Below are 22,121 nucleotides of genomic sequence, written 5' to 3' on the forward strand. Positions count from 1 at the left end.
CTGCGGCTGTGCAAAGAGGCACGCGGCGGGAACACATCCTCGAAAATCGCTGCATTTGGAAAGGAGGGCCTCCCCTTGGCCACCACATATCCCCGTTGGGAACCCCTCTCCCCGCAGGTCTCCGTATTGGTTTCCTCGACGCACCGCTTTAACACCGATACGGTCCTGCTCGCATGGTTTTCCGCGCCGCGGAAAGGGGAGATCTGTGCAGACTTTGGCACCGGCTGTGGAACCATCCCCCTGCTCTGGTGCGCAAAAGCCCAGACCGGCGAGGGCGCGATGCCGGGAAAGGTCTACGCGGTGGAGCTACAGGCCGACGCCTGTGCCTTGGCGCTGCGCTCTGTGGAGAGAAACCAACTAGAAAATACAATTTGTATTATAAATAACGATATAAACAATTTGCAATATTTACATCCCCCGCGCGGGCTCGACCTGGTGGCCTGCAACCCTCCCTATAAGCCGGAGGGGACGGGCATCAAAAATCCGCAGGAGGGCCTCTCCATTGCGCGGCATGAGGGGGCCTGCACCTTTGCAGAGATCGCGGCGGCCGCGGCGCGTCAGCTCCGCTGGGGCGGGCGGTTCTGCTGCTGCCTGCGCCCGGAGCGGCTTGCCGGCGCAATGGAGGCGCTCCGGCGCGCCGGTTTGGAGCCGAAACGGTTGCGCTTTGTCCAGCAGCGGCCGGACAAGGCCCCCTTTTTGTTCCTTTTGCAGGCGGCGCGCGGGGGGAACCCCGGGCTGCGTGTGGAGCCGGTCCTCTTTGTGGAGGATGGGAAAGGCCACTTTTCCCAGGAGATGTTGCAGATTTATGGTTCGTATAAGGAGGGGCATGTATGACGGGAACACTCTATGTGGTCGGCACGCCGATCGGCAACCTTTCGGATTTTTCCCCCCGCGCAGTGGAGACGTTGGAGGCCGTAGACTTCATTGCGGCAGAGGACACGCGCGTCACCTTGAAGCTGCTGAACCACTTTGGTGTCAAGAAGCCGTTGGTCAGCTATTTTGAGCACAACAAGCGCGACCACGGGGAGAAGATCTTGGCGCGCCTGGAGGCGGGGGAAAACTGCGCGCTGGTGTCGGACGCAGGGATGCCCGCCATCTCCGACCCCGGTGAACTGCTGGTGGCGCAGTGTGCGGAGCGCGGGATCCCGGTGCTGGTGGTGCCGGGACCCAGCGCGGTGGTCTCCGCGCTGGCGGTCTCCGGCCTTCCGACCGGGCGCTTTACCTTTGAGGGCTTTTTGAGCGTCAATAAAAAGAGCCGCCGGGACCATCTGGACGAAGTCAAGGACGAGCGCCGCACCATGATCTTTTACGAGGCGCCGCACAAGCTCTACGCCACCCTGCGCGACATGTTGGACGCCTGGGGAGACCGCCGCATCGCAATCGTGCGGGAGTTGACGAAGATTCACGAGGAGGTTATCCGAACGACCCTGTCCGAGGCGGTGCGGCGCAGCAAGGACGACCCGTTTAAAGGGGAGATTGTGCTGGTGATCGAGGGGGCAACCGCACCGGCAGCCGAAGCCTATACCTTGGAGGAGGCGGTCGCCCTTGCAAAGGAAAAACTGGGGCAGGGCCTGGCGCCGTCCGAGGCGGCAAAGCAGGCCGCGGCGGAGAGCGGCCTGGCCAAGCGCGACATTTACCGCGCCATTTTGCACGACGGAGGCGGCGCGGATGACTGAGATTGTCAAAGTGGAGGAATCCCATAAGGCGGACTATATGGCGCTGTTCCTGCTGGCCGACCCCAGCGAGGAGATGGTGGCCAAGTATCTCGGCCGCGGCGACGTATACGTGCTCTTTGCGGACGGCGCCCCTGCCTGTGTTGCCGTAGTGACGGACTACGGCCCCGGCACGTGTGAGTTGAAAAATTTGGCGACGGATGAAGCGCTGCAAAACCGCGGCTATGCGGGGCAAATGCTGCGGTATCTGTTTGCCGTCTGCGCAGACCGCTATGAAGCGATGTATGTCGGCACTTCGGTGCAAATGCTCCCCTTTTATGAGCGGTTTGGGTTTGTCCCTTCGCACCGGGTGGAGAACTTCTTCGTGGATTTTTATCCGGAACCGATCTTCGAGAACGGCGTGCAATGTGTGGATATGGAGTATTTAAAGCGGAGGCTCTAAGGGAAGGGCACAGAAGGTCAATGGTCCGTTTGAAATGCGCGGCCGCAGACCCCTTCCTATGGGAGCTATTTACCAGCTTCAATGGGCGCTTTCCCTATGGAATAACGGAGGAACAAGGGCCGTATATTGCAGGGGGATTGCTTTGGGGATGAAGGATGCCGTGCATTTGTAGCGGGGGTAAAGAGGTGCTTCGTTTTTCCCTTTATAATCGATTTTTGTCATATTGACAGGCGTTGCTTAAAAAAATTGGATAATTTTACAGAAAATAACTGATTTCTTCATTGATTCCATCGGAATATCCATGTATAATAGTTGGTAAGAGATGGCAAACTATCTATGTCCCGAAGGCAGTTGCAATCAGGCCCGCGCGCGAGACGGGGCTGAAATATATTGGGTACTTAGACAGGAGGAAAAAGCAATGGAATTAAAAGGAAGCAGAACCGAAGCAAATTTGATGGCGGCATTTGCGGGGGAATCCCAGGCCCGCAATAAGTACACCTTCTATGCGTCCAAGGCCAGGAAAGAGGGCTACGAGCAGATCGCAGCTATTTTTGAGGAGACGGCGCGCAACGAGAAGGAGCACGCGGAATTGTGGTTCAAAGCCCTGCACGACGGCGGGATCGGCACAACCCTGGAGAACCTGGAAGACGCCGCGGCCGGCGAGAACTACGAATGGACCGAGATGTATAAGAATTTCGCGGACATTGCGGAGGAAGAGGGCTTCACCGCCCTGGCTGCACAGATGCGTTTGGTTGCGGGCATCGAGAAGGCCCACGAGGAGCGCTACCGCAAGCTGGCACAGAACATCAAAGAGGATATTGTCTTTAAGGCCGGCGAGGAGACCATATGGGTCTGCCGCAATTGTGGCTATATCCACATTGGCAAGTCCGCCCCGGCGGTATGCCCGGCTTGTAAACATCCGCAGGCCTATTTCGAGCGCCGCGCGGTCAACTATTAATGGATTGAAAAAGAAGGAAGCCGCCCCATGTCGTCACATGGGGCGGCTTTTGTAATCGGAAAAATCGTGTTTCGTATGGCGCCAGACGCATGAGGGGATAACCTGCGGAGGAAACGCCGTGGAGCGCAATGGTAGGGAGAAATCCAGAAGGCGCGCGGGGGCTTCCCCATGGGACAGGGCCAGCGCCTCTTGGACGCGGTCCAGACGGCCATGAACCGCCATTTCCCTCTATCATCATTAAAAAGGTATCAATTGGCATGAGTGTCAATTTATAGCAGCGGCTCTTTGCGTATTTTGCAAATTATAATTGACATAGATATACTACAATTACATCGAGGGTGTGATGTGTAGTGTATGATTTTGGCCTAAGGCTGAAACAGCTACGGGAAAAGCACAATTTGTCGCAATCGCAGGTGGCCAAAAGACTGGGAATCACCAGAGCTGCAATTTCCAGTTACGAAAACAACATTTCTCTCCCTTCTGTCAATGTGCTCGCAGAGCTGGCCTTGCTGTACCGGGTCTCTACCGACTACCTGCTTGGGTTGGACAACCGTACGGCTATCGTTTTAGAGGATCTTACGCCGCGCCAAAGCGCTGTGATACAAGAAGTGATGGATACGCTTGTCACAGAATTCAAACTCTCCAATCGGGAACGATCGATTAAAAGACAAACGTAGATCGATATCCCTACGAGCCCATCGCAACCACGCGGACCACAGATCCATTGAATAAAACACAGAATCCGACTGGAACATTTGGAGGCACATCCCGTAAGACAGGTAGGCACCAAATGTTTTCCTCACCAGTCGGATTCATTCCTATGCTTTTACCGGCGAGAAAGCCCCGCGCGGAAGGGCCTCGGGCGGGCGCTTATCCCCTGGGTTCATTCCAAGGCTTTCAGCGTCTACGGATAAAAGCACAATTTAGTTTATCGCCGTCGATGTTTTGACGCAAGATGCGGCAAAATTTGCGGCAGAAAATTGGGAAGAAACTGTATATATAATTGATATGCGGCGGATTGTAGTCCTTTTTTTAAGAAACGATAAGTGAATTATTTTCACCTAATTTCTGCACGCTTATACATAAAATTGTTCATAAAAATACAAGGAAAAGGCGCCGGGGAGGCCCTGCCGCATTATTCCATCCAAGGGAATAGGAAGAATTTGGTCAGGGCAAGAAGCTCCCTGCCATAGCTGGCGGAAAGTAGATACCACGGCGTTTTTGCAGGGAAGGCATATGCGGTGATCCCCTGCTGCTGTGCAAGTTGCAGCGCACGGAACATGTGGTACCGTTCTGTCACCAGGATACAGGTTGGGTCAAGGCCCTCCGCCTCGATGACCCTGCGGGAATTGGCAAGGTTTTCGTTTGTGTTGGTACTCTGGTCTTCCAAATAGATGCGGCCGGAAGAAATGCCATGCTGTTCCAGGCCGCTGCGGATGGCCTCGGCTTCGGATATCCATTCCCCGTCGCCCTGCCCCCCGCTGGCGATCGCCACGGCATCCGGGTGGGAATGCAGGTATTCCGCTGCGGCGTCAATGCGCGCCTGCAACGCCGCGCTGCCCACCTTGCAGCCTAAAATAACAACCGTCCCGCTGCCGGAGGGCGAAGGCGTGGGCCACAGCATGCAGCCGGTCAAAAAAGCTGCCCAAGCGAAGCACACCGCTAAGATGCCCCAGCAGGATCGCCGCAGGACGCGCAGGGGTTTTGCATGTTTTGCCTGCTCCATACGGCTGCGCAAGGGGACATACCAAATGCCTCCGGCTATCAGGAAGAGGCTGAACAGGATTCCCCCGCCGTTCCCCACATGGAATACGCCCCAAAAAAGCGGGATGCAAAACCATATGAACAATCCTGCCCCGGCACAGAGGGCGAGGACGCTGGTGATTTTTTCTTTGTGTGTCCGTTTCATATGGGAAACCTCCTTTGATCGAAAAAGCCGCTGGGATTATCCCGGCGGCTTTCATTATAGCATTTTTTGATAGGACGCGGCCCTTTTTAAAGCAACGCTGTCCAGGTGGCCTGTGTTTTAAAGGGAATGGGCACCTATTGCACAGCGGTTTAGAGGCTCCGGTTGCATACAAAGGAAGAGCCTCGTTTGGATGCCGCCTTTGTGTATGCTGGCCCTATCCGATTGTGGCGCCGCACCGGTGTGGGGAACCTCTTCCGGCATGTGGCGATTGCCGTAAAAAAGATGCGGGCTTCTATATGGCGTCCCAAGCGGCAGAGGGTTTATAACCCCTCTGCGTATTCGCCGCTCAGCGGCATGCGGAAGGTCTGCCAATAGACGCCGCCGGTTTCTCCATCGCTCATAAAATAAAGGGATTCTTCGGTCAGGCAAAGGTTCTCGAAGGTGCCCGTCGCGGGCAGGACCTGGGTGATCGATTCTTGAACGGCGTCTTCCTCCAGCGCCCGCAAGTTTACACAGTAGAGCCGGCGGTTGGTAGAGAGGTACATAGTGCCGTCCGCTACAGCAAACGATTCCACATCGGGGAAAATGGCCGGGGCGTTGATGATGGAGCCGTCGGGCTGTGTACGGTACTGGGACAGCACCAGGTCGGAGACGGTGAACAGGACGGCGTTGGCCCCGTCCGGCGTGGCACGGTGGATATTTCCGTTTTCCGCGTAGTAGAGCGCGGAACCGTCCAATATATAGGGCTGGCTGGCGTCCGAATCGTTGGAAAAGAGGAAATCCGGCTCGCCGCCGTCGTGGTACATGGCGATTTTGGGGCTCCCATCCGGGGAACTCTCGTCCGCCTGTACAAAATAGTACAACTTGCCGCCGTCCCACTGGATGTCCAGCAGGTTGCCGCCTACACGTGGAAGCAACGTTTCCTCGCTAACATTGGAACCGTCCGTTACGGGGCGCGTTTCACGCTGGTAGATCTCCCCGCCGCGGATATAGTAGAGGAATTCGTCCGTGACGATTAAGTCGCTGTGGGGCTGCTTCTCAACGGAGATGGGGATGGTCAGGTTCCATTTGGCCGGGAGGCAGTAGATCCCGCCGTCCAGCTGGTTGATGAAATACAGGTCCCCGTTCAGGATGTTCAGGGAAAGGCACGGGCCGTCGGTCAGCGCGGTCTGCGTATTGTGTACCGAATCCCAACGGTAAATGCGGTTGTTGTCCACAGCGTTGATGTAGTAGACGCTCCCGTCGCCGCCGTCCACCGCAATGCCGCCGTTTGCAAGGTTGCTATTGGTATTCCCAACAGAGGAGGCCTCCTCCGGAATGACGTCCGCGCTGTTTTTTTCCTCCGGCTGGATGTCATAGAGGAATTGGGCGAGTCCCTGGGCGCATGTGGGGAGGTCGGCATACAGGATGCCGCCGTCCACAGCCTGTCCCGTGAAATCCATGGGGACTTGGCAGATTTCAGGCACGGTGGCAAGGGCGTCCGGAAGGTCCTTCAGTATGCTGGAGAGGTCGGTTTCAGAGATGTCGGTCTCAAGCAGCGGCGCGAGATCCGCCGCGAGTGCGTCCGGTTCGGACTCCTGTGTTTGCTGCATCAGCGTCAGCAGGACGACTTCGTGATTGCCCATATTGCTATCGGACCCCTCCCAAAGCTGTAAGGCGGCGAAGATTTCTTCCCCGCTTAGAACAGTGGGGCCGGCGGCAACTTCCCCATCGACGCCGGACGTTTCGGAGAGAGCGGCGCTGATTTCCACGGCGGCCGACATCGGAACCCCGCCGATCCGGTCGATGGCCTCCACCGCCTGGGGATAACCGGCGCGCACATAGCCGTCGATTGCCACGCCGAACGTCTCTTCCACAGCGGTACACAGCAGGGCGCCGCTCCCGGGTTCCGCGCCGACCTCCCCAATGGGCTGTTCCCCGGAGACCGGCACCTGGATGGCCAGCCCCGGGGCAAAATCGACCAGGCGGAGGGCCTGGCCGGTATTATCAAATGAAAGGAGCATCACGCTGCTCGCGGAGGAATCCTCCGCCCCGACCCAAAGCAGGATGTTGACGATCTGGGCGTCGCGGTATAGGCCGTCTTCACCGCGGATCACACCTGTCTGCTGTACATTGCTGCCATAGACAAAGGCGATCAATTCCTGGGCCATTGCGCTGAGATCGTCTGTGGCGCCGCCACCGGCGTCTGGGTCGTCGGCGGGGACCGTGTGGGTGGAGAGGAAATTTCCCGGGAAAGATTCCAGTTCGGAGGCAAATTCCATTGCGGTCGGCAAGCTCAGGTTGGTCCGCACTTTGGGCAGGAGTGCCCCCAAGAACTCAGAGGCGCTGGAGGGATCGTTCCAAATCTGCCGGAGCAGGGATTCCGCCAGTTTCTGCTGCCGGATCATGCGGTCGTAGTCCGTGCCCATGCGCACCCGCGTAAAAAAGAGCGCCTGCGAGCCGGTCAGTGTGTGTTCCCCAGCGGTAAAACCGCCCTCTAGGAAGCTGTCCTGCGAGCTGCTCAGTGCAAAATAGGCGGCTTCCTCTTCGGAGAGTTCCATGGTCAGCCCGCCAATGGCGTTGATGGCCGCTTCCATGTCGCTGGCATCGATCCAGAGATAGCCATCCACGGCTAGGCCGAAATTCTGCTGGATCAACGAGACCGCCTCGTCCCCGTTTTTTTCGGTTTGGAAGAGGGCGGAAAGCGCTTGTTCCCGGTCATCCGAGGTTTTGACCCGCAAGCTGGGAAGGAAGCTGCTGAGCTTGAAGCCGCCGCCCCGCTGGTCCACGGAGACGAGCATCAGGGCGTTGCCATCTCCGCCGTCGTCCGTACAAAGGCATAGGATGTTGGTGATTTCACTGTCGCGGTAGAGGCCGTCACTGCCTAAGATTACCCCTTCGTTGGCAGTGGGCGCGCTGGAAACCGTCTCAATGGGCTGTAAAACGCGCTTTATGGTGGGCACGCCCAGGCCAAAGAGGAGAATCAGGCAGGCGGCCAGTGCAACGGGGACCATCCAGCGCGGCCGTGTGCGCCGGGGTTCCTGCTGTTCTTCTAGGGTGCGGACCAGGCGGTCGCGGAATGCTGGATCCGCGTTTAACTTACGATAGGCGGATTGGTATTCCTGTTTCATACGATTTCCTCCTTCAAGGCTTTTGCCAGCAGCGCACGCGCACGGCTGAGACGGGACGAAACCGTATTAGGCCGGCTGTGCAGGATCTCTGCAATCTCTTTGGTGGAATAACCCTCGAAATAGTATAAGTGGACCACCGCGCGGTATTTGGCAGGCAGGGCGGCAACCGCGGAGACCACTTCAAGTTCCGCGTTGTCCAGCGCTGGAATGCCCTCGTCCAAATCCGCCCGTTTTCGAAACCATGCGGAAGCCAGGTGGTTTTTACAGTGGTTGACCGTCACGCGGAGCAGCCAGGCCTTTTCGTGCTCCTCGCTTTGAAAGATCGGTGCTTTTTCCATATATTTTAAGAGGACCTCCTGTACGGTGTCCTCGGCTTCCGCCCGGTTGTTCAGTTGGGAATATGCTACGCGCAGCAGCATGGTGGCGTATTCGTTCACCACGCGCTCAATTTCTGCGTTTGTGCGCACGTCCTTCACCCCTCTCACTTATAATACCACGAAGGAAGGGGTTTCCTTGCAGGCGTGGGAAAATTTGCAGGCACGCCGTGTGTTTTTGTGAATCTCTGGTTAGGGTTCGCCAGAGGAAGCAATCACTTACAAGAGTATATGTTTTCCGCAGGAAGCCCTGCGGAAGGAAAAACAAACCGCTGCGGAAGAGGGTTCCGCAGCGGTTCGTTTTGTATGCATGAATTTGTTTGCGTAATCCCGTGATTATATGTGGAGCGTCCTTGGGATTATGTAAAATGTTTTCTGGCCGCTTCTGCAATTGTGCGTGAAAAATCATCACGATCTAAATTTGTTTCCTTAACATTGTCCCTAAAACAAAAAAGCCATCGTTATTATAGATAAAAGGGAAAAGGGGGAATTCCTGTGAGCAGGCGCGCATGGCTTTCATCCTTGGCAATGTTTGTTTTGGCAGCGGTCATTTTTTCCGCATGCAGCCAAAAAATGCAAACGAGGAGTATCTATGCAGACACACTCTTCGATGCGGGTTCCCTGGAAGAGCTGGAAGACCATGCCAAGTACATCGTGCAGGGTAAATTTCAAGATGATGCAACTGAAGATTTGCAAAGCGAAGCCGGGATTGTTCTCTACGGCGCAACGGTTTCCTCGTTTGAAATTACCAAAGTGTATAAGGGCGATTTCGAAGTGGGCGACGTCATCAAGATTGCCGAGCAGTATTATGTGGAAGAGCAGGATGGTCAACAGACGTTGGTCCATTATGGAAACTATATGCCGTCGGATGTAGGGCGCGAATACCTGATGTTCTTTGACAATCCTCCGGAAAACAGCGAGCGGTGGAAAGATACGTACACACCGCTGTGCCTGGATCGGGGGCGGTATCCAGTGATAAACGCCAAAACGCGGTCGGTGGCCGGCGTGGACAATATGACCAACGAAGGACTGAACCTCGATACAGGGGATTCGTCCCTCTACCGGCAGCTTTACAAAGACGTGATTGAGAAATATATGAACGGATGATGGGGGATTTTCCGGTATGTCAGGAGGAACGCCGGGACGGCCCCGCCTTGAAGGGGCTTTCCAGCACATGCCCGGTTTGGACGTCCCGGTAGAGTGTGACCCGTTCGCCGGGCCGATAGGGCCGGCGGCCCATGCCGATTTCCATGCGGTAGGTCCGCCCGCCCCAGAAACAGAGATAGACGGGGACGTTGACGCGGTTGTTCTCAGCGTCCTCCCGGCGGACGTATCCCTGGAACACCGCCGGAACGGGTTGGATGCTCCCATTGGCCAACCGCTTCCGGAAATTCCTCCGGTGCCGGATGGTGGAGAAAACGGCGGCAAACAGGAAGCCGCCCAGGGTGACTAGGATAACAGCCGCCGCCATTGCCGGGCTGTCGCTCAAATACGCAGAGGCGCTTCCGGCGATGGACAAAAGTGACAGCGCCACGCCGTAAAGAAGCGTCAGGCATGACGTGGGGCGGCCGGTTGGGACTTCCCGCAGCCGGTCGCTTTTTGCATCGTACCGCATATTCTGCCGCTGCCCGATGGGCGGCGGCAGAATGTTTTTCCGGGGGCCTACAGGACGTTCCAGAATTCGCCCCTGCCAGGGGAACACATAGAGGATGGTCACATCCGGATGGATGTCGGGGATGGAGCCGTCCATTTCGACCCGCCGCACAGTGGCCTGGACCGTTTCACCGCGGGTTGCCCGCCGGAAAAAGGACCGTGCAATTAGCAGCACGGCCAGGAAGATCACCAGGCATACCGCCGCTGGCAGTAGTTTGAGTAGGGAACGTTCCGGCATCGCGCCGCCTCCTATCGAAAAATTCCATCTTACTATATACCGCTTACACCGCGGCTGCCACCGCACCCATGTAAAATTCCGGTAAAATTTTGGATGGGTTCCGTTTGCAGTATGGGAGGGAGCCATATAAAAGCTGCATAGAAAGAGCCGAGGCGTTTCAAATTTTCTAAATCAGGTGTAGAAGATACGGAATGTGCAGGAAGGGGCGGTTTCCTGAAAAAGCAGGGGGAGCCAAGGCAATCCAGCGCAGGAGAGGACAAAAGGCGCGCGTTTTCCTGGCCAAGAAGAGTGTGCGGGGACTGCGCTGGCGGGCCCCGCTTCCTGCGCATATGAGCGCGGGGCACTTCCTGAAAGATTTCCCATGCCCAGTTGCATTTTCCAGTAAGAATCCTTCGCCCTTTCTCTTGACGGAAAAACGGAACGATACTATAATAAGTTAAATAATAAAAGCGACAAGAAACGCGGTCTCCGCCGCCGGAAACCGACCGGCGTTGGATGCGGTTTAATGGAGAAGGAGTGGCCCTATGATTAGCGGAGCGGAAATCATGGTGAAATGCCTGCAAAACGAAGGCGTTTCCCATTTGTTCGGTTATCCGGGCGCAGCGATCTGCCCATTTTATGATTATATTACAAAAACGGACATCAAACATATCTTGGTGCGGCAGGAACAGAATGCCGCGCATATGGCCAGCGGCTATGCCCGCGCGAGCGGCAAGCCCGGCGTCTGCGTCGCGACCTCCGGCCCCGGCGCAACCAACCTGATCACCGGCATTGCGACGGCATATATGGATTCCATCCCCCTGATCGCGATCACCGGCCAGGTGAACTCCTGGCTGCTGGGCCGCGATGTGTTCCAGGAGGCGGACATCACCGGCGCGTGCCAGCCCTTTACGAAGCATTCGTATCTGGTCAAGGATGCGGCGAACCTGCCCCGCATCTTTAAGGAGGCGTTCCACATCGCAACCACGGGCCGCCCGGGTCCGGTGCTGATCGACGTCCCCACGGACATCCAATTGCAGGAGGTGGAGTCGTTCCACTATCCCGCCAAGGCGGACATCATCGGCTATAAGCCCCGCACGCAGGGGCATCCCATGCAGATCAAGAAGGCGTTGCAGGCCATCAAAGAGGCGGAGCGCCCGATCATCTGCTGCGGCGGCGGCGTGGTCTTGGCCGGCGCGCGCGAAGAGATGATTGCGTTTGCCCGCAACAGCGGCATCCCTGTGGCCGCCACAATGATGGGTATCGGCGTTATGCCGATGGATAGCCCCTATTATCTGGGGATGATCGGTTCCCATGGGCGCACCAGCGCAAACAAGGCCATGAGCGAAGCCGACCTCGTCATCCTGTGCGGCGCGCGGGTGGGCGACCGCGCGGTCGCTGCGCCGGAGAGCCTGGCGGAGAAGGCAAAGATCATCCATATCGACATCGACCCGGCGGAGATTGGGAAGAACATGACCGCCCATATCCCGATTGTGGGCGATATCCGTTTGGTGCTCTCCGAATTGGCGGCCAAAGTGGAAAACAACGTGTCGCAGGACTGGATTGACCGGGTGTTCGGCCTAAAGGCGAAGTACCCGCCGCGCGGCGAGGCGCGCGAGGACTGCGTGGAACCGCGCGTGTTTATCCGCGACCTGTCCGCCATGATGAAGGAAGACGCCATCCTAGCTGCGGACGTCGGCCAGAACCAGATCTGGGCGGCGCGCAACTTCAACGTGAAGGAAGGGCGGTTCCTGACCTCCGGCGGCCTTGGCACCATGGGTTATTCGGTGCCCGCGGCCATCGGCGCGAAGATTGCCAAACCCCACCGTCAGGTTGTAGCGGTCTGCGGCGACGGGTCATTCCAGATGTGCATGTGCGAGCTGGGCACCCTGATCCAAAACGGCGTGGACATTAAGATTATTATTATGGAAAACCAGCGCCTCGGCATGGTGCGAGAGTTCCAGGACCGGCTCTACGGCTGCCGCCATATTGGGACCGTCTTGGAACACGGCAACCCGGACTTCGTCAAGCTTGCGGAGTCCTACGGCATCGAGGCGGCCCGTGCGGAGAACAACGCACAGGCCAAGGAGTTGGCGCAGCATATGTTGCAGAGCAACAAGGCGTTTATCCTGGTGTGCAGCGTCGATCCGGAAATACCGTCCATATAGGGAGGGAGCGCCATGCAATATACCATTTCGATTCTGGTAGAGAACCAGCCCGGCGTGCTGTATAAGGTTTCCGGCCTGTTTGCACGCCGCGGATTCAACATAGACAGCCTCGCCGTCGGCGAGACAGAGGACCATACCATCTCCCGCATCACCATCGTCGTCAACGGCGACGAGCACATTGTGGAGCAGGTGGAAAAGCAGCTGAACAAGGTGATCCAGGTCATCAAGGTGCGCGTGCTCCAGCCGGGTTCGTTCTATAGCTGCTATCTCTCGCTCATCAAGGTGAGCAGCAATGCGCAGCAGCGCGCGGACATTATGAAGATCGCGGAGCTCATGAACGCGCAGATCGTGGACGTTGCCACGGACTGCCTGACCCTGCAATTCACGGACAGCGTGGAGCGCACGGAAACGCTCATCAGCCTGCTCAAGCCCTACGGCATCAAGGAGATTGTGCGCGCGGGCGCGCTTGCAATTGAAAAGGGGTCCGCTGTGGCCCGCCGCAAGGGGAATTGATTTTGATAGTCTGCCAGGCCGAATTCGGCCTGTTCCAAACTTCTGCCGGGAAACCATCCCCTGGCAGCCAAATAAATTTATTGCCGGCAAACGGCAAGGAGGAAATGTATTATGCCAAAGATCTATTATGAAGCCGATTGTGACATCAACGTTCTGAAGGGCAAAAAAGTTGCGATTATCGGTTATGGCAGCCAGGGCCATGCACATGCGCTGAACCTGAAGGACAGCGGCGTCGACGTCGTCGTTGGCCTGTATGAGGGCAGCAAGAGCCGCGCGAGAGCGGAAAAAGCTGGCTTGACCGTTATGACCGTTCCGGAGGCGACCAAGGTGTCCGACATCATCATGATCCTGATCCCGGACGAGCGCCAGGCGGATATGTATAAGAAGGACATCGAGCCGTACCTGACCGAGGGCAAGGCCATTGCATTTGCACACGGCTTCAACATCCATTTCGGCCAGATCGTGCCGCCGAAGGATGTCGATGTGTTCATGATCGCTCCGAAGGCGCCGGGCCACACGGTCCGCAGCGAGTTCCAGGAGGGCAAGGGCACGCCGTGCCTCGTGGCGGTGTATCAGGATGCTTCCGGCCACTGCCTCGACATCGCGCTGGCATACGGCGCAGGCCTGGGCGGCGCGCGTGCGGCCATCATGGAGACCACCTTCAAGATTGAGACCGAGACCGACCTGTTCGGCGAGCAGTGCGTGCTCTGCGGCGGCGTGACCGCCCTGATGAAGGCTGGCTTCGAGACGCTGGTCGAGGCGGGCTATGCGCCGGAGAACGCATACTTCGAGTGCATCCATGAGATGAAGCTGATCGTCGATCTGATCTACAGCGGCGGTTTCTCCATGATGCGTTATTCCATCTCCGACACCGCTGAGTATGGCGACTACGAGATTGGCAAGCGCATCATCACCGAGGACACCAAGAAAGAGATGAAGAAGGTCCTCTCCGAGATTCAGGACGGCACCTTCGCAAGCCGCTGGATCGCCGAGAACAAGAACGGCCGTGCGCACTTCAATGCATGCCGCCGCATAGAGGCTTCCCATCAGCTCGAAGAGGTCGGCAAGGAGCTCCGCAAGATGTACTCCTGGAACAACGAGAACAAGTACGCCGACTAATAATAGCGGCCGGCCCCAAGTTTTCTGCGGAAAACAGGCGGGGCGTTGGCCGGACAGAAAGGACCGGCTCCCGGTTTCCGCCGCGCTTGCGGCTTGAAGCGAGGGTGGGTCTGCTGTCCGCTATTGTGTAGGACGATCGTTGTTTGTATCCATATAAGAAAGCGCCAGCTGGTTCCATGCAGAGTGTGGAACCAGCTGGCGCTTTGCTTTTGGGGAGGGGTGTCCTATGCGATGAAAAGGTCTTCCGGAAAAAGTCCACATGTTTGTGAAAAGAGCGCAGATGGGGAAGAAAGCCGCATGAAACAGGGAGGGAATGGATTGGAAAATGGGGAGAATGTCCCGATTCTTTCCGGGGCCATTCTAAGAAGCAGGGAAATTCTATGTAAAAATAAAGCGCCCCCGCAGGCCAAAGCCTGCGGGGGCGCTTTGTTGAAATGATTCGATTCTGTTGCCTTTTACAAAGATACGAAACGGAAATCCTTAAACATCCCACTCGCAAACATAAGCAAATGGAGTATTAGCGTCGGCATCGTTCCAACCATAACCATAGTTTTTCGTCCGCATAGCTACGCAAGATCCATCACCGCTCGGTTCAGTGTTGGCCCAATGCGTATATTCATATGGCTCGCCCGTTATCCATGTCCATGGGCCGGTTCCTTCCGGTCTGCTCAGCCCAATCCAGACGCTCCATTCCCCGATGCAGGTGGTACTGTCCAGGGATTCGATAAAGTCCTGTTCCTCTGAGGAGGTAATGGTTACCAGATGTCCGCCGAGCTGCTCACAGGCAAGCTTGGCTTCTTCCCATGTCAACTGCGGGTATTCCGAATTTGGGCCGGAAAAGACCTTGTAATAGTGGCCGTTGCCTTCCCACAGGACGGCGTCCTCCGGCAGATCTACCGGCGGCTGGTCCTCCTGGAGCGCATCTACCTGGAGTGCCTCTACCTGCAATGCGCCGTGGTAATGCGCCGCCTGGTAAGCGTTTCCGGTGGTCGCCCCGGGCAGATAGCCCGCGATGACATAGGTCACGGTGTCTGCGCCCGCGCCCAGAGGATCGGTGGAATCAAACGGTAAGTAATACGATTTTTCAGAGCCTTCGCAGCTCTCGGCGTTCAGGTTTACGTCCGGTACGCGCTGCCAGGCGCCGTCCACATTTTCGTAGACATAGACCTTCAGCACGTCCTTGAGGTTGTACTTGTCCTCGCAATCGACCTGGGCCGGGTCGCCCGGTTTCACGCCGCCAAAGCCGTTGTCCACCAGATTGGCGATGGTTCCGTTGCAGGGGCCCGCGTCCTCCATCGTAAAGCGCACCTGTGCGGGCAGCGACCCCACGTTTGTCACCGTGACCGGGTGGAAATACACCGGGAGAGGATCAAAGCCATCCGTATTGGGGTTGACAATCTCATCCGCCGCCTTACCCTCAAAGTCCGTCCCATTGAGTTCCGCTTCAAAGGATTCCAACTCCATGGGGCGCAGGTTGGTGAAGGTCATGTCCTGGGTAATAGGGCCGTCGGTGGAGGTGCTCACCTCGATGTCCAGGACGCCTGCTTGGAAGTCCGCGCCGATGCGGTAAACCATGCCATGGTGCCGCCCGCCAACAGGGCCAGCGTTGTCAGCACGGCAACACCGGACAGGACGATCCGCTTTTTGCCTTTGCTCTGCTTTTTCACGATTCTGCCTCCTTTTTCGGTGGTCACAGACGGTTGCTCTGCCAGTGCGAAAAGATTCTGGCGTCCGCCTGCGTTTTACGCCGGAAAACAGCCCTGTACAGGACGGCGCCCATACAAAACCAGAGTGCGCGGCACAAAGTGGACCGATTCAAATGGCACACGGGGCTATGTAACGGGATATACTGTGCCCCAATGGTGCAGTGGATTGCGCGGATGGCCCTCAAGCGGCCGTATCTTTTTCAGATGCAAAGCTCTTTTCCGTTATTATACCATAATTTAGAAGGCAAATATATAAAAATTGGTATTTAAAATGAATGATTATGCATTTTCTTCAATCGCAGCCGGGCAATCGACGCCTTTCCGCTCTTGCCCAAGTAAGGGCTCTGCAACGTGGACGCGGAAGAACTGGATCAGCGGGCCTGTCAAAAAGGCGGTGATGATGGTGCCGACGCCAACAATAGCGGAGAGCTCGTTGTTTGCCAATAGGCAGAAGAGGGTGCCGATGCCCACGCAGACAAAGTCTGTGATGATGCGCGCCCAACGGAAGGCGATGCGGTTTTTGATTGCCTTCAAAAGGACATAGGCTGCTGCGTCATAGGGGGCGATGCCCAAATCCGCAGCCATATAAATCCCCGCCCCCGCACAGGTCATGACGATGCCAACCAGCAATAGGGCAATGCGCAGGGCAAGGGGAGATTCCATCCCCGCGTCTTGGGCCAGCCAACACACAAAGTCTGCAATATACCCCACAAATACCATATTGACGACGGTCCCCAACCCAATAAATGAACGGGCTGTAAAAAACACCACGATCAGCAACAGGATATTGGCGATCAACTGCCAGTTTCCAAAGCTCATGCCCAGGAAACCGCTGATGCCCATATTCATGCAGGAAAACGGGTCAACCCCGAATGCAGCCAAGCGGAGCAATCCCACGCTGATGCCGATCAATAAAATGCCAGCGACCATCATCGTCGCCCGCCGTCCCAATTGATGCCTGTATTTCTCCATAATCCTCATTTCCTTTCATAAAAAGCAAATATGGTTTCGTAAGAAAATATTCGTGCTCATTTTATATACGGGGATAATGGAAGTCAAGGGGATGTTTTGCCGAACTTGCAAGCAAGTTTTTGGATAAAAATCCGAACGTCCCTTCCTTCTCCGCTGCCCATCCTATGCATTTAAGGCCGGAATGTGGGCACTGTGTGCCCGCGAAAAACACACAGTGCCCATTGTAGCGCCTATGGTTGCCCAGCAAAGCGGCTGGGGCTTGTTTGTACACATCAGAAATGTATGGCGGCTTTGAAAACCAAACGCATTTACAGGACGGTAAAAAGGCGCGTGGAAGGCAGGGCGCGTGATTCCATATCCCCGGCGGCGTAGGAGGCTCCGCGCGGTTCCTGCATGGGCTAACGCCCGCCTTTATTGGTATTATAGCGCAAATGTGCCGCCGCTTCTTTTCATAAAGCGCCATATACTATAACAAAGACGACAAAACCATAAAAAACGGCTGCCCGGAGGGAGGAACGGAGAGGGAACCCGGCGGGATTGGAGCATTGGCAATGTGGAAAAAAGATGGTATAATAAAAAAGGAGAAACGTGGGGATGTGAAACATATGCGGTTTTTAGCATACCATGGTACCGACCGGGAACGGGCGGAGAAAATTTTGGCAGGCGCGTTCCGGGTTAAGGCAAACGACGAGCATTGGCTGGGAAATGGGGTATACTTTTACTTGGATTCCTCCTTGGCGCGCTGGTGGACGACAAGGCCCACCCGGAAGTTTGGGGAGGATGTGCATACTCGTGCGGTTTTGGAGTGCGTTCTCGAGCCTCCCGGCCGGATTCTGGATCTGCGCAAGCTGGACGACTACCGGTGGTTCGTGGAGGAATATGCGCAGGTGATCGACTATTTGATAGAGAAAACGCATGTGGAGCGGAGCAGCTTCAAAAAACTGCGCTGTTCGTTTTGCGATTATCTTTATAAGCAATACCGGTTTGATTTGATTGTGGGGACGTTCCATTTGCCGGAGCAGCCCTATTTGGACTTCCCACGCACACCGGATTTCGACCAATTGCAGCTCTCCTATGTGGAGACGCAGGTGTGCGTGTTCAACCAGGCCGCCATTATCAGCAAGCGGCTGATGGAGAAAGAGTGAACAGCCATGATGAAGCATAAGAAGATCGATGGGCAGCTTTTGCAAGAAGCCCTGAAAGAAAACGGGATCCAAGTGAAGCCCGCATCCGGCCTTGCGAAGCCAGGCAAGCTCGTCTTGATAGGCAAGGATGGAAAGGCCTATGCGGTTGGGAAAAACCTGGAGGTGGCCCGCGTCCAAACAGAGAACCCGGAGAGGACCATTTTGAAAGCGTCCGTCAAGGATGCTGCCGGGGAGCAGGTGGCCCAGATTGAGAAGGCGGTGGTCGTCCGCACGGTGGGCTTCGAGACGGCCCGTGCGAACGTTGTGAGGCAGTCCGAGGCGCTGGACGAAATGCACCGCAGGGTCGTGCAGGAGAGCATCCGCGTTGCAGCTGCACGCACCGCCCGTGGGGTGGCCGGGCCCAGGGGGAAAACGCAAGAAAAAGGTTCCCGCGCAGCGCGCTTGGTGCGCAGGCGTCTGAAGGGAGCGCAAGGTTAAAAATGAGATAGCCGCATCGGATGGACCATCCGATGCGGCGTTTTGCTGTCTATCGGGCTTTTGGGGAGCATATGGATAGGAAAGCCTCCCTCTTTTGGAAAGGAAAGGATTTGCAATAGTTCTTGCGAAGCGGGTCGAAAATGTTTATAATGAATCTATCCATTTTATCTTTTAGATGGGAATGCAATAGGCTGGTTGATACATAAAACGGCGTAGTTCAAACGCTTATATCTGATCGGGAAGAGAGGGTGTTTTCTATGTGGGATCGAAAAATTTTAAAATCCAATGCCAAAACGGCGCTGCGCGGCCGTTATTGGTTGGCGTTTGCCGTGGCGTTGGTGGCAAGCCTCTTGGCGGGGAAACTGTTCGCCGGAGGGCTTAATCCCTGGAGCTGGGGCCAGATTGGGGAGGCGGCTTCGAGCATTGAAGAGCAGATTACCCCCTATGACGAGCCATATTATTATGATTATTACGGGGATTTTGGCGGATATGGCGGCTACATGGACCCATGGGGCGACCCTTATGGGCGCGGATTTAACCATGGATACAACGCCCCCTATGGCAATTCCTATGAGGATGGATTTGGCGCGTATGACGGCGTGGTCATCGGCTTGTTGGGGACCATCGGCGTGTTGGCCTTTGCCTTTGGCACGGCATTCCGCGTCTTTGTCAGCAACCCGGTAAACATGGGAAAATGCCGCTATTTTGTACATAACCGCTTTGGGGACAGCCGCTTTGAACATCTCTTCGGCGCGTTCCGCCGCGGGTATCCCACAGCGGTGGGCGCGATGTTTACCACCGACCTGTTGATCGATTTATGGCTCTATATTCTGATCGCGTTGATGGCCGTCTGTCTGGTGGCTGTGATCGGCGGCGCCTACATGATGTCGCTGCTGATGATCGTCTGTCTTTTGTTGTTCATCCCGTATTTTATCAAGCTGTACCAGTATACATTTGTCAAATACCTGCTGGCGGACAATCCGCAGCTCAAAGGGACGCGCGCCCGCCAGCTCAGCACCATGCTCACCAGCGGGGAAAAGGGTTCCCTCTTTGTGCTCGACCTGTCCTTCCTGGGATGGTATTTCCTGGGCGCGCTCTGCCTGGGGTTGGGGCATCTGTTCGTCAACCCGTATTACGAAGCGACCAAGGCGGAATTGTATATCTTCCTGCGTGAGCGCGCCATCCAGAATGGTCTGCTCGATCCCAGGGAGCTGAACCTGTACCCGGTCCCGCCGGTACCCCCGTACGGGGTGCCGCAGCAGGATACGGCGTATGCGGCCTATCAAAAACCGGCGCAGGGAGGCCAAGGCCCCTCCTATGGCGCGCCGTCTCCGATGTATCCGGGCGCGCCGGTGCCGCCGCACGCACCCACGCAGGGGTACCCGCCCTATGGGACGATGCCGGGCAGCTACCCCAACCCTGCGCAGGGGCAAACGCCGTACGGAGCCACGCCTCCGCAGAATCCATCGGCCCCGTATCCGCCGTATGGCGCGGCGCCTGCGCAAAATCCGGATGCATCGGGTCCGCATGCGCCATATGGCGTGAATGCCCCTGGATATCCTGGGGCAGCACCGCAGGCGCCGGCGCCATGGGAACATCCTTCGGAGCCCGCGGCTGCACATCCAGCAGATCCGGGCACGCGGGACATCTTCCAGGCCCCGCCGCATGATGTGGCTTCGGCAGGGGCGCCAGAGGCCGGGCCCAAGGCCCCCGATTTGACAAAACATCCCCAGCCAGCGCCCACGGGGAGTGCTTCTGCTGGCGCAGGGCAGGTGGAAGACGAAGCCAATCGGAAGAACGATCCGGCATCGGAGGATTCCGGTGCAAACCAAGACCCCCCTACGCCGACCGCGCTTTGACCGCCTTTTCCTGGGAAAAGGCGGCAGCAAGGACGGGCGCACGGATCGATTTTGGATGGGAAAAGACCGAAAGCGGGCTTCGGGTTGGAAGTGGAAGAATTTCATGGAGAGAAAGAAGGATGCGTTATGTGGAGCAGGGAGATCCTGAAATCCAACGCAAAGATTGCCCTGACAGGGCGTTATTGGCGCGCATTTGTGGTGGCCCTGCTGGTGTCTTTGCTGTCGGGGCTTGCCAACTTGGGAAATACACTCAGCCGCCTGGCGGACACATATGAGTCCTTTTGGGGGATATGGGGCGCACATGATTTGGAAAATTTTTCGACACATGTACACTTTATGAATTGGCTGGATGCCTGGACGGTTGCCTTGGCGCTGTTTGGCTTCCTGCTTGCGGTCTTTGTGTACAATGTTTTCCAAGTCGGGCAGGCGCGCTATTTCGTACAGAACCATTTCGGAGGGACGTCGATCGAGACGCTGTTCAGCGGCTTCCGCAGCGGGTATGGAAATACAGTGGCGGCGATGGTTGTCACCGGCTTATATGTATTTTTCTGGTCGCTGCTGTTGCTCATCCCCGGGATTTATAAATCCTATCAGTATTTTATGGTGCCATACATCCTCTCCGACAACCCGCATATTCCCGGATACCGTGCGCGCACCATCAGCCGGATGATGACCGACGGGGAGAAGCTCAACATCTTCCTTCTTGACCTTTCCTTTTTGGGGTGGTATCTGTTGGGCACGCTCTGCCTGGGCGTGGGCGTATTCTTTGTGAACCCGTATTACGAAGCAACCAAAGCGGAGCTTTATATTTACCTGCGGGACCGTGCCATTCAGACGGGCCAGGTTAGCCCGGAAGAGCTGGGGCTGGTGTTCCATGCGCCGGGCGGGGAAAACCCCTTTGGCCCGCCGCCAACGTATATGAAGTAACCGTTAGAAAATGCCGCAAAACGGAATAAGCGGGCGATGCAGTGAAAATGATCCTGCATCGCCCGCCTTTTTATTGCTGATATGGTGTTACCACATGAATTTTTTCACTACCTGCCGGTAGACGTCTTTATAGACGGATGCGTCTCCTTCGCCCAGGTTCAGCTCTTCGTTTGTCATGGAGGGGATGGACAGCGCATCCCAGCTCAAGGGATAAATAACCGGATACCGGCCAAATTCGCGCCAAAGAGGGACATAGACTCCGGCGGAATCCCCGTTATCGGCGGGCTGGCCGAAAAAGAATAGGTATTCCTTCCCAGGCTCAGAGGGCGCATAAAGTTCAGAGCATTCCGGGGACCGTTTGATGGTTTCCACGCCGTCTTGGTTGTCCACATAATAAGGCTCCGAAATTTTGATTTGGTCGCCCACTTGCAGGTCCCCCTGGATAACCTTGGTGATTTCAAATGTGGAGGTCGTCTGTGCGGAAAGGACGCTCCTCTCTCCGGGTGCAGCGCCGCGGCCAAGATCGAGCACCTCGTCCAAATAGGTGATTTCTCCCTGTGCGTCGTCCAAGAAGGTCCCCCGGACAATCAGTGCGGCGGTTTCGGGCATTTCGGATACGGTCCTTGGGATGCCGGCTGGATAATGGTATTCTACCAGGGGGGATGCACGGCCGTCCGTCCCTAAGATCGCCCGATAGAGCGAATCGTCCGAGTAGGAGTTGCAGGAGCAAAACAGGGTAAGCAGCCCTAGGCAAACAAGCACTGGCAAAGCTGTTTTTTTCCAGGTCACAGATATCGTCCCCCTCGTCTGGAGTTGCAGGATCAGAGAATAGATGGCCATTTTGCGTCTGATTATATTATAGAAAGAGAATAAATAGGGTTCTATTTGCAAATTGCACA

Annotated in this window: 21 protein-coding genes; 13 read left to right on the top strand and 8 right to left on the bottom strand. The window is 56.4% G+C overall.

The genetic code is table 11. The features are described 5' to 3' along the window. The first annotated feature begins 75 nt into the window (after nt 1-75). From I2E77_RS08320 to I2E77_RS08340, 5 genes are all read left to right on the top strand, one after another. A complete protein-coding gene (locus I2E77_RS08320; protein WP_191405637.1) occupies nt 76-834 on the top strand; it encodes a tRNA1(Val) (adenine(37)-N6)-methyltransferase in 759 nt (252 codons plus the stop codon). Beyond that, complete coding sequence (rsmI, locus tag I2E77_RS08325; protein WP_195451016.1) at nt 831-1,676, top strand: 16S rRNA (cytidine(1402)-2'-O)-methyltransferase; 846 nt, start codon at nt 831-833, stop codon at nt 1,674-1,676. The genes I2E77_RS08320 and rsmI overlap by 4 nt, the downstream gene beginning before the upstream one ends. After that, entirely contained in the window at nt 1,669-2,115 is a 447-nt protein-coding gene (locus I2E77_RS08330; protein ID WP_191448704.1) for a GNAT family N-acetyltransferase, read from the top strand. Before rsmI ends, I2E77_RS08330 begins: the two co-directional genes overlap by 8 nt. 418 nt (nt 2,116-2,533) lie before the next feature. After that, nucleotides 2,534-3,073 (top strand): rubrerythrin, encoded by a 540-nt coding sequence (gene rbr, locus I2E77_RS08335; protein WP_087234401.1) that lies wholly within the window; start codon nt 2,534-2,536, stop codon nt 3,071-3,073. Nucleotides 3,074-3,423: 350 nt separating this feature from the next. Beyond that, nucleotides 3,424-3,750, top strand: a complete 327-nt coding sequence (locus tag I2E77_RS08340; protein WP_087234403.1) for a helix-turn-helix domain-containing protein — start codon at nt 3,424-3,426, stop codon at nt 3,748-3,750. Nucleotides 3,751-4,208: 458 nt separating this feature from the next. Here I2E77_RS08340 and I2E77_RS08345 read toward each other — a convergent pair whose 3' ends face one another. The 3 genes from I2E77_RS08345 to I2E77_RS08355 all read right to left on the bottom strand — a co-directional run bounded on the left by I2E77_RS08345 (nt 4,209) and on the right by I2E77_RS08355 (nt 8,559). Then, nucleotides 4,209-4,982: a YdcF family protein gene (locus tag I2E77_RS08345; protein ID WP_087234405.1), complete on the bottom strand. Its 774-nt coding sequence runs from the start codon at nt 4,980-4,982 to the stop codon at nt 4,209-4,211. A 320-nt stretch (nt 4,983-5,302) separates the two neighbouring features. Then, on the bottom strand, nt 5,303-8,092 hold the full coding sequence (locus I2E77_RS08350) for an LCP family glycopolymer transferase (RefSeq protein WP_195451017.1): 2,790 nt from the start codon (nt 8,090-8,092) through the stop codon (nt 5,303-5,305). Then, complete coding sequence (locus tag I2E77_RS08355; RefSeq protein WP_237967039.1) at nt 8,089-8,559, bottom strand: sigma-70 family RNA polymerase sigma factor; 471 nt, start codon at nt 8,557-8,559, stop codon at nt 8,089-8,091. Before I2E77_RS08355 ends, I2E77_RS08350 begins: the two co-directional genes overlap by 4 nt. A gap of 480 nt (nt 8,560-9,039) precedes the next feature. Between I2E77_RS08355 and I2E77_RS08360 the strand changes: the two genes are divergently transcribed. Continuing rightward, complete coding sequence (locus I2E77_RS08360) at nt 9,040-9,573, top strand: hypothetical protein (RefSeq protein ID WP_195451018.1); 534 nt, start codon at nt 9,040-9,042, stop codon at nt 9,571-9,573. A gap of 19 nt (nt 9,574-9,592) precedes the next feature. Here I2E77_RS08360 and I2E77_RS08365 read toward each other — a convergent pair whose 3' ends face one another. Next, on the bottom strand, nt 9,593-10,357 hold the full coding sequence (locus I2E77_RS08365) for a hypothetical protein (protein WP_195451019.1): 765 nt from the start codon (nt 10,355-10,357) through the stop codon (nt 9,593-9,595). Between the two features lie 524 nt (nt 10,358-10,881). Between I2E77_RS08365 and ilvB the strand changes: the two genes are divergently transcribed. The 3 genes from ilvB to ilvC all read left to right on the top strand — a co-directional run bounded on the left by ilvB (nt 10,882) and on the right by ilvC (nt 14,136). Next, nucleotides 10,882-12,504 carry a biosynthetic-type acetolactate synthase large subunit gene (gene ilvB, locus I2E77_RS08370; RefSeq protein WP_191405632.1) on the top strand — a complete coding sequence of 541 codons (1,623 nt, stop codon included), beginning with the start codon at nt 10,882-10,884 and terminating at the stop codon, nt 12,502-12,504. Between the two features lie 12 nt (nt 12,505-12,516). Beyond that, nucleotides 12,517-13,017 carry an acetolactate synthase small subunit gene (ilvN, locus tag I2E77_RS08375; RefSeq protein ID WP_087234416.1) on the top strand — a complete coding sequence of 167 codons (501 nt, stop codon included), beginning with the start codon at nt 12,517-12,519 and terminating at the stop codon, nt 13,015-13,017. Between the two features lie 111 nt (nt 13,018-13,128). Then, a complete protein-coding gene (ilvC, locus tag I2E77_RS08380; protein ID WP_195451020.1) occupies nt 13,129-14,136 on the top strand; it encodes a ketol-acid reductoisomerase in 1,008 nt (335 codons plus the stop codon). A 480-nt stretch (nt 14,137-14,616) separates the two neighbouring features. On the opposite strand, the gene I2E77_RS08385 is transcribed toward ilvC, so the two are convergent. The 3 genes from I2E77_RS08385 to I2E77_RS08395 all read right to left on the bottom strand — a co-directional run bounded on the left by I2E77_RS08385 (nt 14,617) and on the right by I2E77_RS08395 (nt 16,814). Continuing rightward, nucleotides 14,617-15,711 (bottom strand): C-type lectin domain-containing protein, encoded by a 1,095-nt coding sequence (locus I2E77_RS08385; protein ID WP_087234422.1) that lies wholly within the window; start codon nt 15,709-15,711, stop codon nt 14,617-14,619. Further along, entirely contained in the window at nt 15,657-15,803 is a 147-nt protein-coding gene (locus I2E77_RS08390; protein ID WP_172749723.1) for a SipW-dependent-type signal peptide-containing protein, read from the bottom strand. Before I2E77_RS08390 ends, I2E77_RS08385 begins: the two co-directional genes overlap by 55 nt. Before the next feature lie 318 nt (nt 15,804-16,121). Beyond that, complete coding sequence (locus tag I2E77_RS08395; RefSeq protein WP_191405630.1) at nt 16,122-16,814, bottom strand: YczE/YyaS/YitT family protein; 693 nt, start codon at nt 16,812-16,814, stop codon at nt 16,122-16,124. Between the two features lie 605 nt (nt 16,815-17,419). On the opposite strand from I2E77_RS08395, the gene I2E77_RS08400 reads away from it, so the two are divergent. The 4 genes from I2E77_RS08400 (at nt 17,420) to I2E77_RS08415 (ending at nt 21,222) form a co-directional block, all read left to right on the top strand. After that, complete coding sequence (locus I2E77_RS08400; protein ID WP_191448699.1) at nt 17,420-17,959, top strand: hypothetical protein; 540 nt, start codon at nt 17,420-17,422, stop codon at nt 17,957-17,959. Nucleotides 17,960-17,965: 6 nt separating this feature from the next. Next, entirely contained in the window at nt 17,966-18,436 is a 471-nt protein-coding gene (locus tag I2E77_RS08405) for a hypothetical protein (protein WP_195451021.1), read from the top strand. A 257-nt stretch (nt 18,437-18,693) separates the two neighbouring features. Continuing rightward, a complete protein-coding gene (locus tag I2E77_RS08410; RefSeq protein WP_243252574.1) occupies nt 18,694-20,295 on the top strand; it encodes a DUF975 family protein in 1,602 nt (533 codons plus the stop codon). Nucleotides 20,296-20,421: 126 nt separating this feature from the next. After that, nucleotides 20,422-21,222, top strand: coding sequence for a DUF975 family protein (locus I2E77_RS08415; protein ID WP_195451022.1), 801 nt, complete (start codon nt 20,422-20,424; stop codon nt 21,220-21,222). A gap of 87 nt (nt 21,223-21,309) precedes the next feature. On the opposite strand, the gene I2E77_RS08420 is transcribed toward I2E77_RS08415, so the two are convergent. Beyond that, nucleotides 21,310-22,011: a hypothetical protein gene (locus I2E77_RS08420; protein ID WP_195451023.1), complete on the bottom strand. Its 702-nt coding sequence runs from the start codon at nt 22,009-22,011 to the stop codon at nt 21,310-21,312. Between the last annotated feature and the right edge of the window lie 110 nt (nt 22,012-22,121).

It is taken from the genome of Anaeromassilibacillus sp. 1001302B_160321_C8 (assembly GCF_015554745.1).
GTDB classification, from domain to species: Bacteria; Bacillota; Clostridia; order Oscillospirales; family Acutalibacteraceae; genus Anaeromassilibacillus; species Anaeromassilibacillus stercoravium.

Coding starts and splice junctions, on each gene's coding strand:
- I2E77_RS08405 (WP_195451021.1), top strand. CDS start 17,966: ATGATGAAGCATAAGAAGATCGATGGGCAGCTTTTGCAAGAAGCCCTG.
- I2E77_RS08365 (WP_195451019.1), bottom strand. CDS start 10,357: ATGCCGGAACGTTCCCTACTCAAACTACTGCCAGCGGCGGTATGCCTG.
- I2E77_RS08415 (WP_195451022.1), top strand. CDS start 20,422: ATGTGGAGCAGGGAGATCCTGAAATCCAACGCAAAGATTGCCCTGACA.
- I2E77_RS08385 (WP_087234422.1), bottom strand. CDS start 15,711: ATGGTTTACCGCATCGGCGCGGACTTCCAAGCAGGCGTCCTGGACATC.
- I2E77_RS08395 (WP_191405630.1), bottom strand. CDS start 16,814: ATGGAGAAATACAGGCATCAATTGGGACGGCGGGCGACGATGATGGTC.
- rsmI (WP_195451016.1), top strand. CDS start 831: ATGACGGGAACACTCTATGTGGTCGGCACGCCGATCGGCAACCTTTCG.
- ilvC (WP_195451020.1), top strand. CDS start 13,129: ATGCCAAAGATCTATTATGAAGCCGATTGTGACATCAACGTTCTGAAG.
- I2E77_RS08350 (WP_195451017.1), bottom strand. CDS start 8,092: ATGAAACAGGAATACCAATCCGCCTATCGTAAGTTAAACGCGGATCCA.
- I2E77_RS08345 (WP_087234405.1), bottom strand. CDS start 4,982: ATGAAACGGACACACAAAGAAAAAATCACCAGCGTCCTCGCCCTCTGT.
- I2E77_RS08400 (WP_191448699.1), top strand. CDS start 17,420: ATGCGGTTTTTAGCATACCATGGTACCGACCGGGAACGGGCGGAGAAA.
- ilvB (WP_191405632.1), top strand. CDS start 10,882: ATGATTAGCGGAGCGGAAATCATGGTGAAATGCCTGCAAAACGAAGGC.
- I2E77_RS08330 (WP_191448704.1), top strand. CDS start 1,669: ATGACTGAGATTGTCAAAGTGGAGGAATCCCATAAGGCGGACTATATG.
- rbr (WP_087234401.1), top strand. CDS start 2,534: ATGGAATTAAAAGGAAGCAGAACCGAAGCAAATTTGATGGCGGCATTT.
- I2E77_RS08360 (WP_195451018.1), top strand. CDS start 9,040: ATGCAAACGAGGAGTATCTATGCAGACACACTCTTCGATGCGGGTTCC.
- ilvN (WP_087234416.1), top strand. CDS start 12,517: ATGCAATATACCATTTCGATTCTGGTAGAGAACCAGCCCGGCGTGCTG.
- I2E77_RS08410 (WP_243252574.1), top strand. CDS start 18,694: ATGTGGGATCGAAAAATTTTAAAATCCAATGCCAAAACGGCGCTGCGC.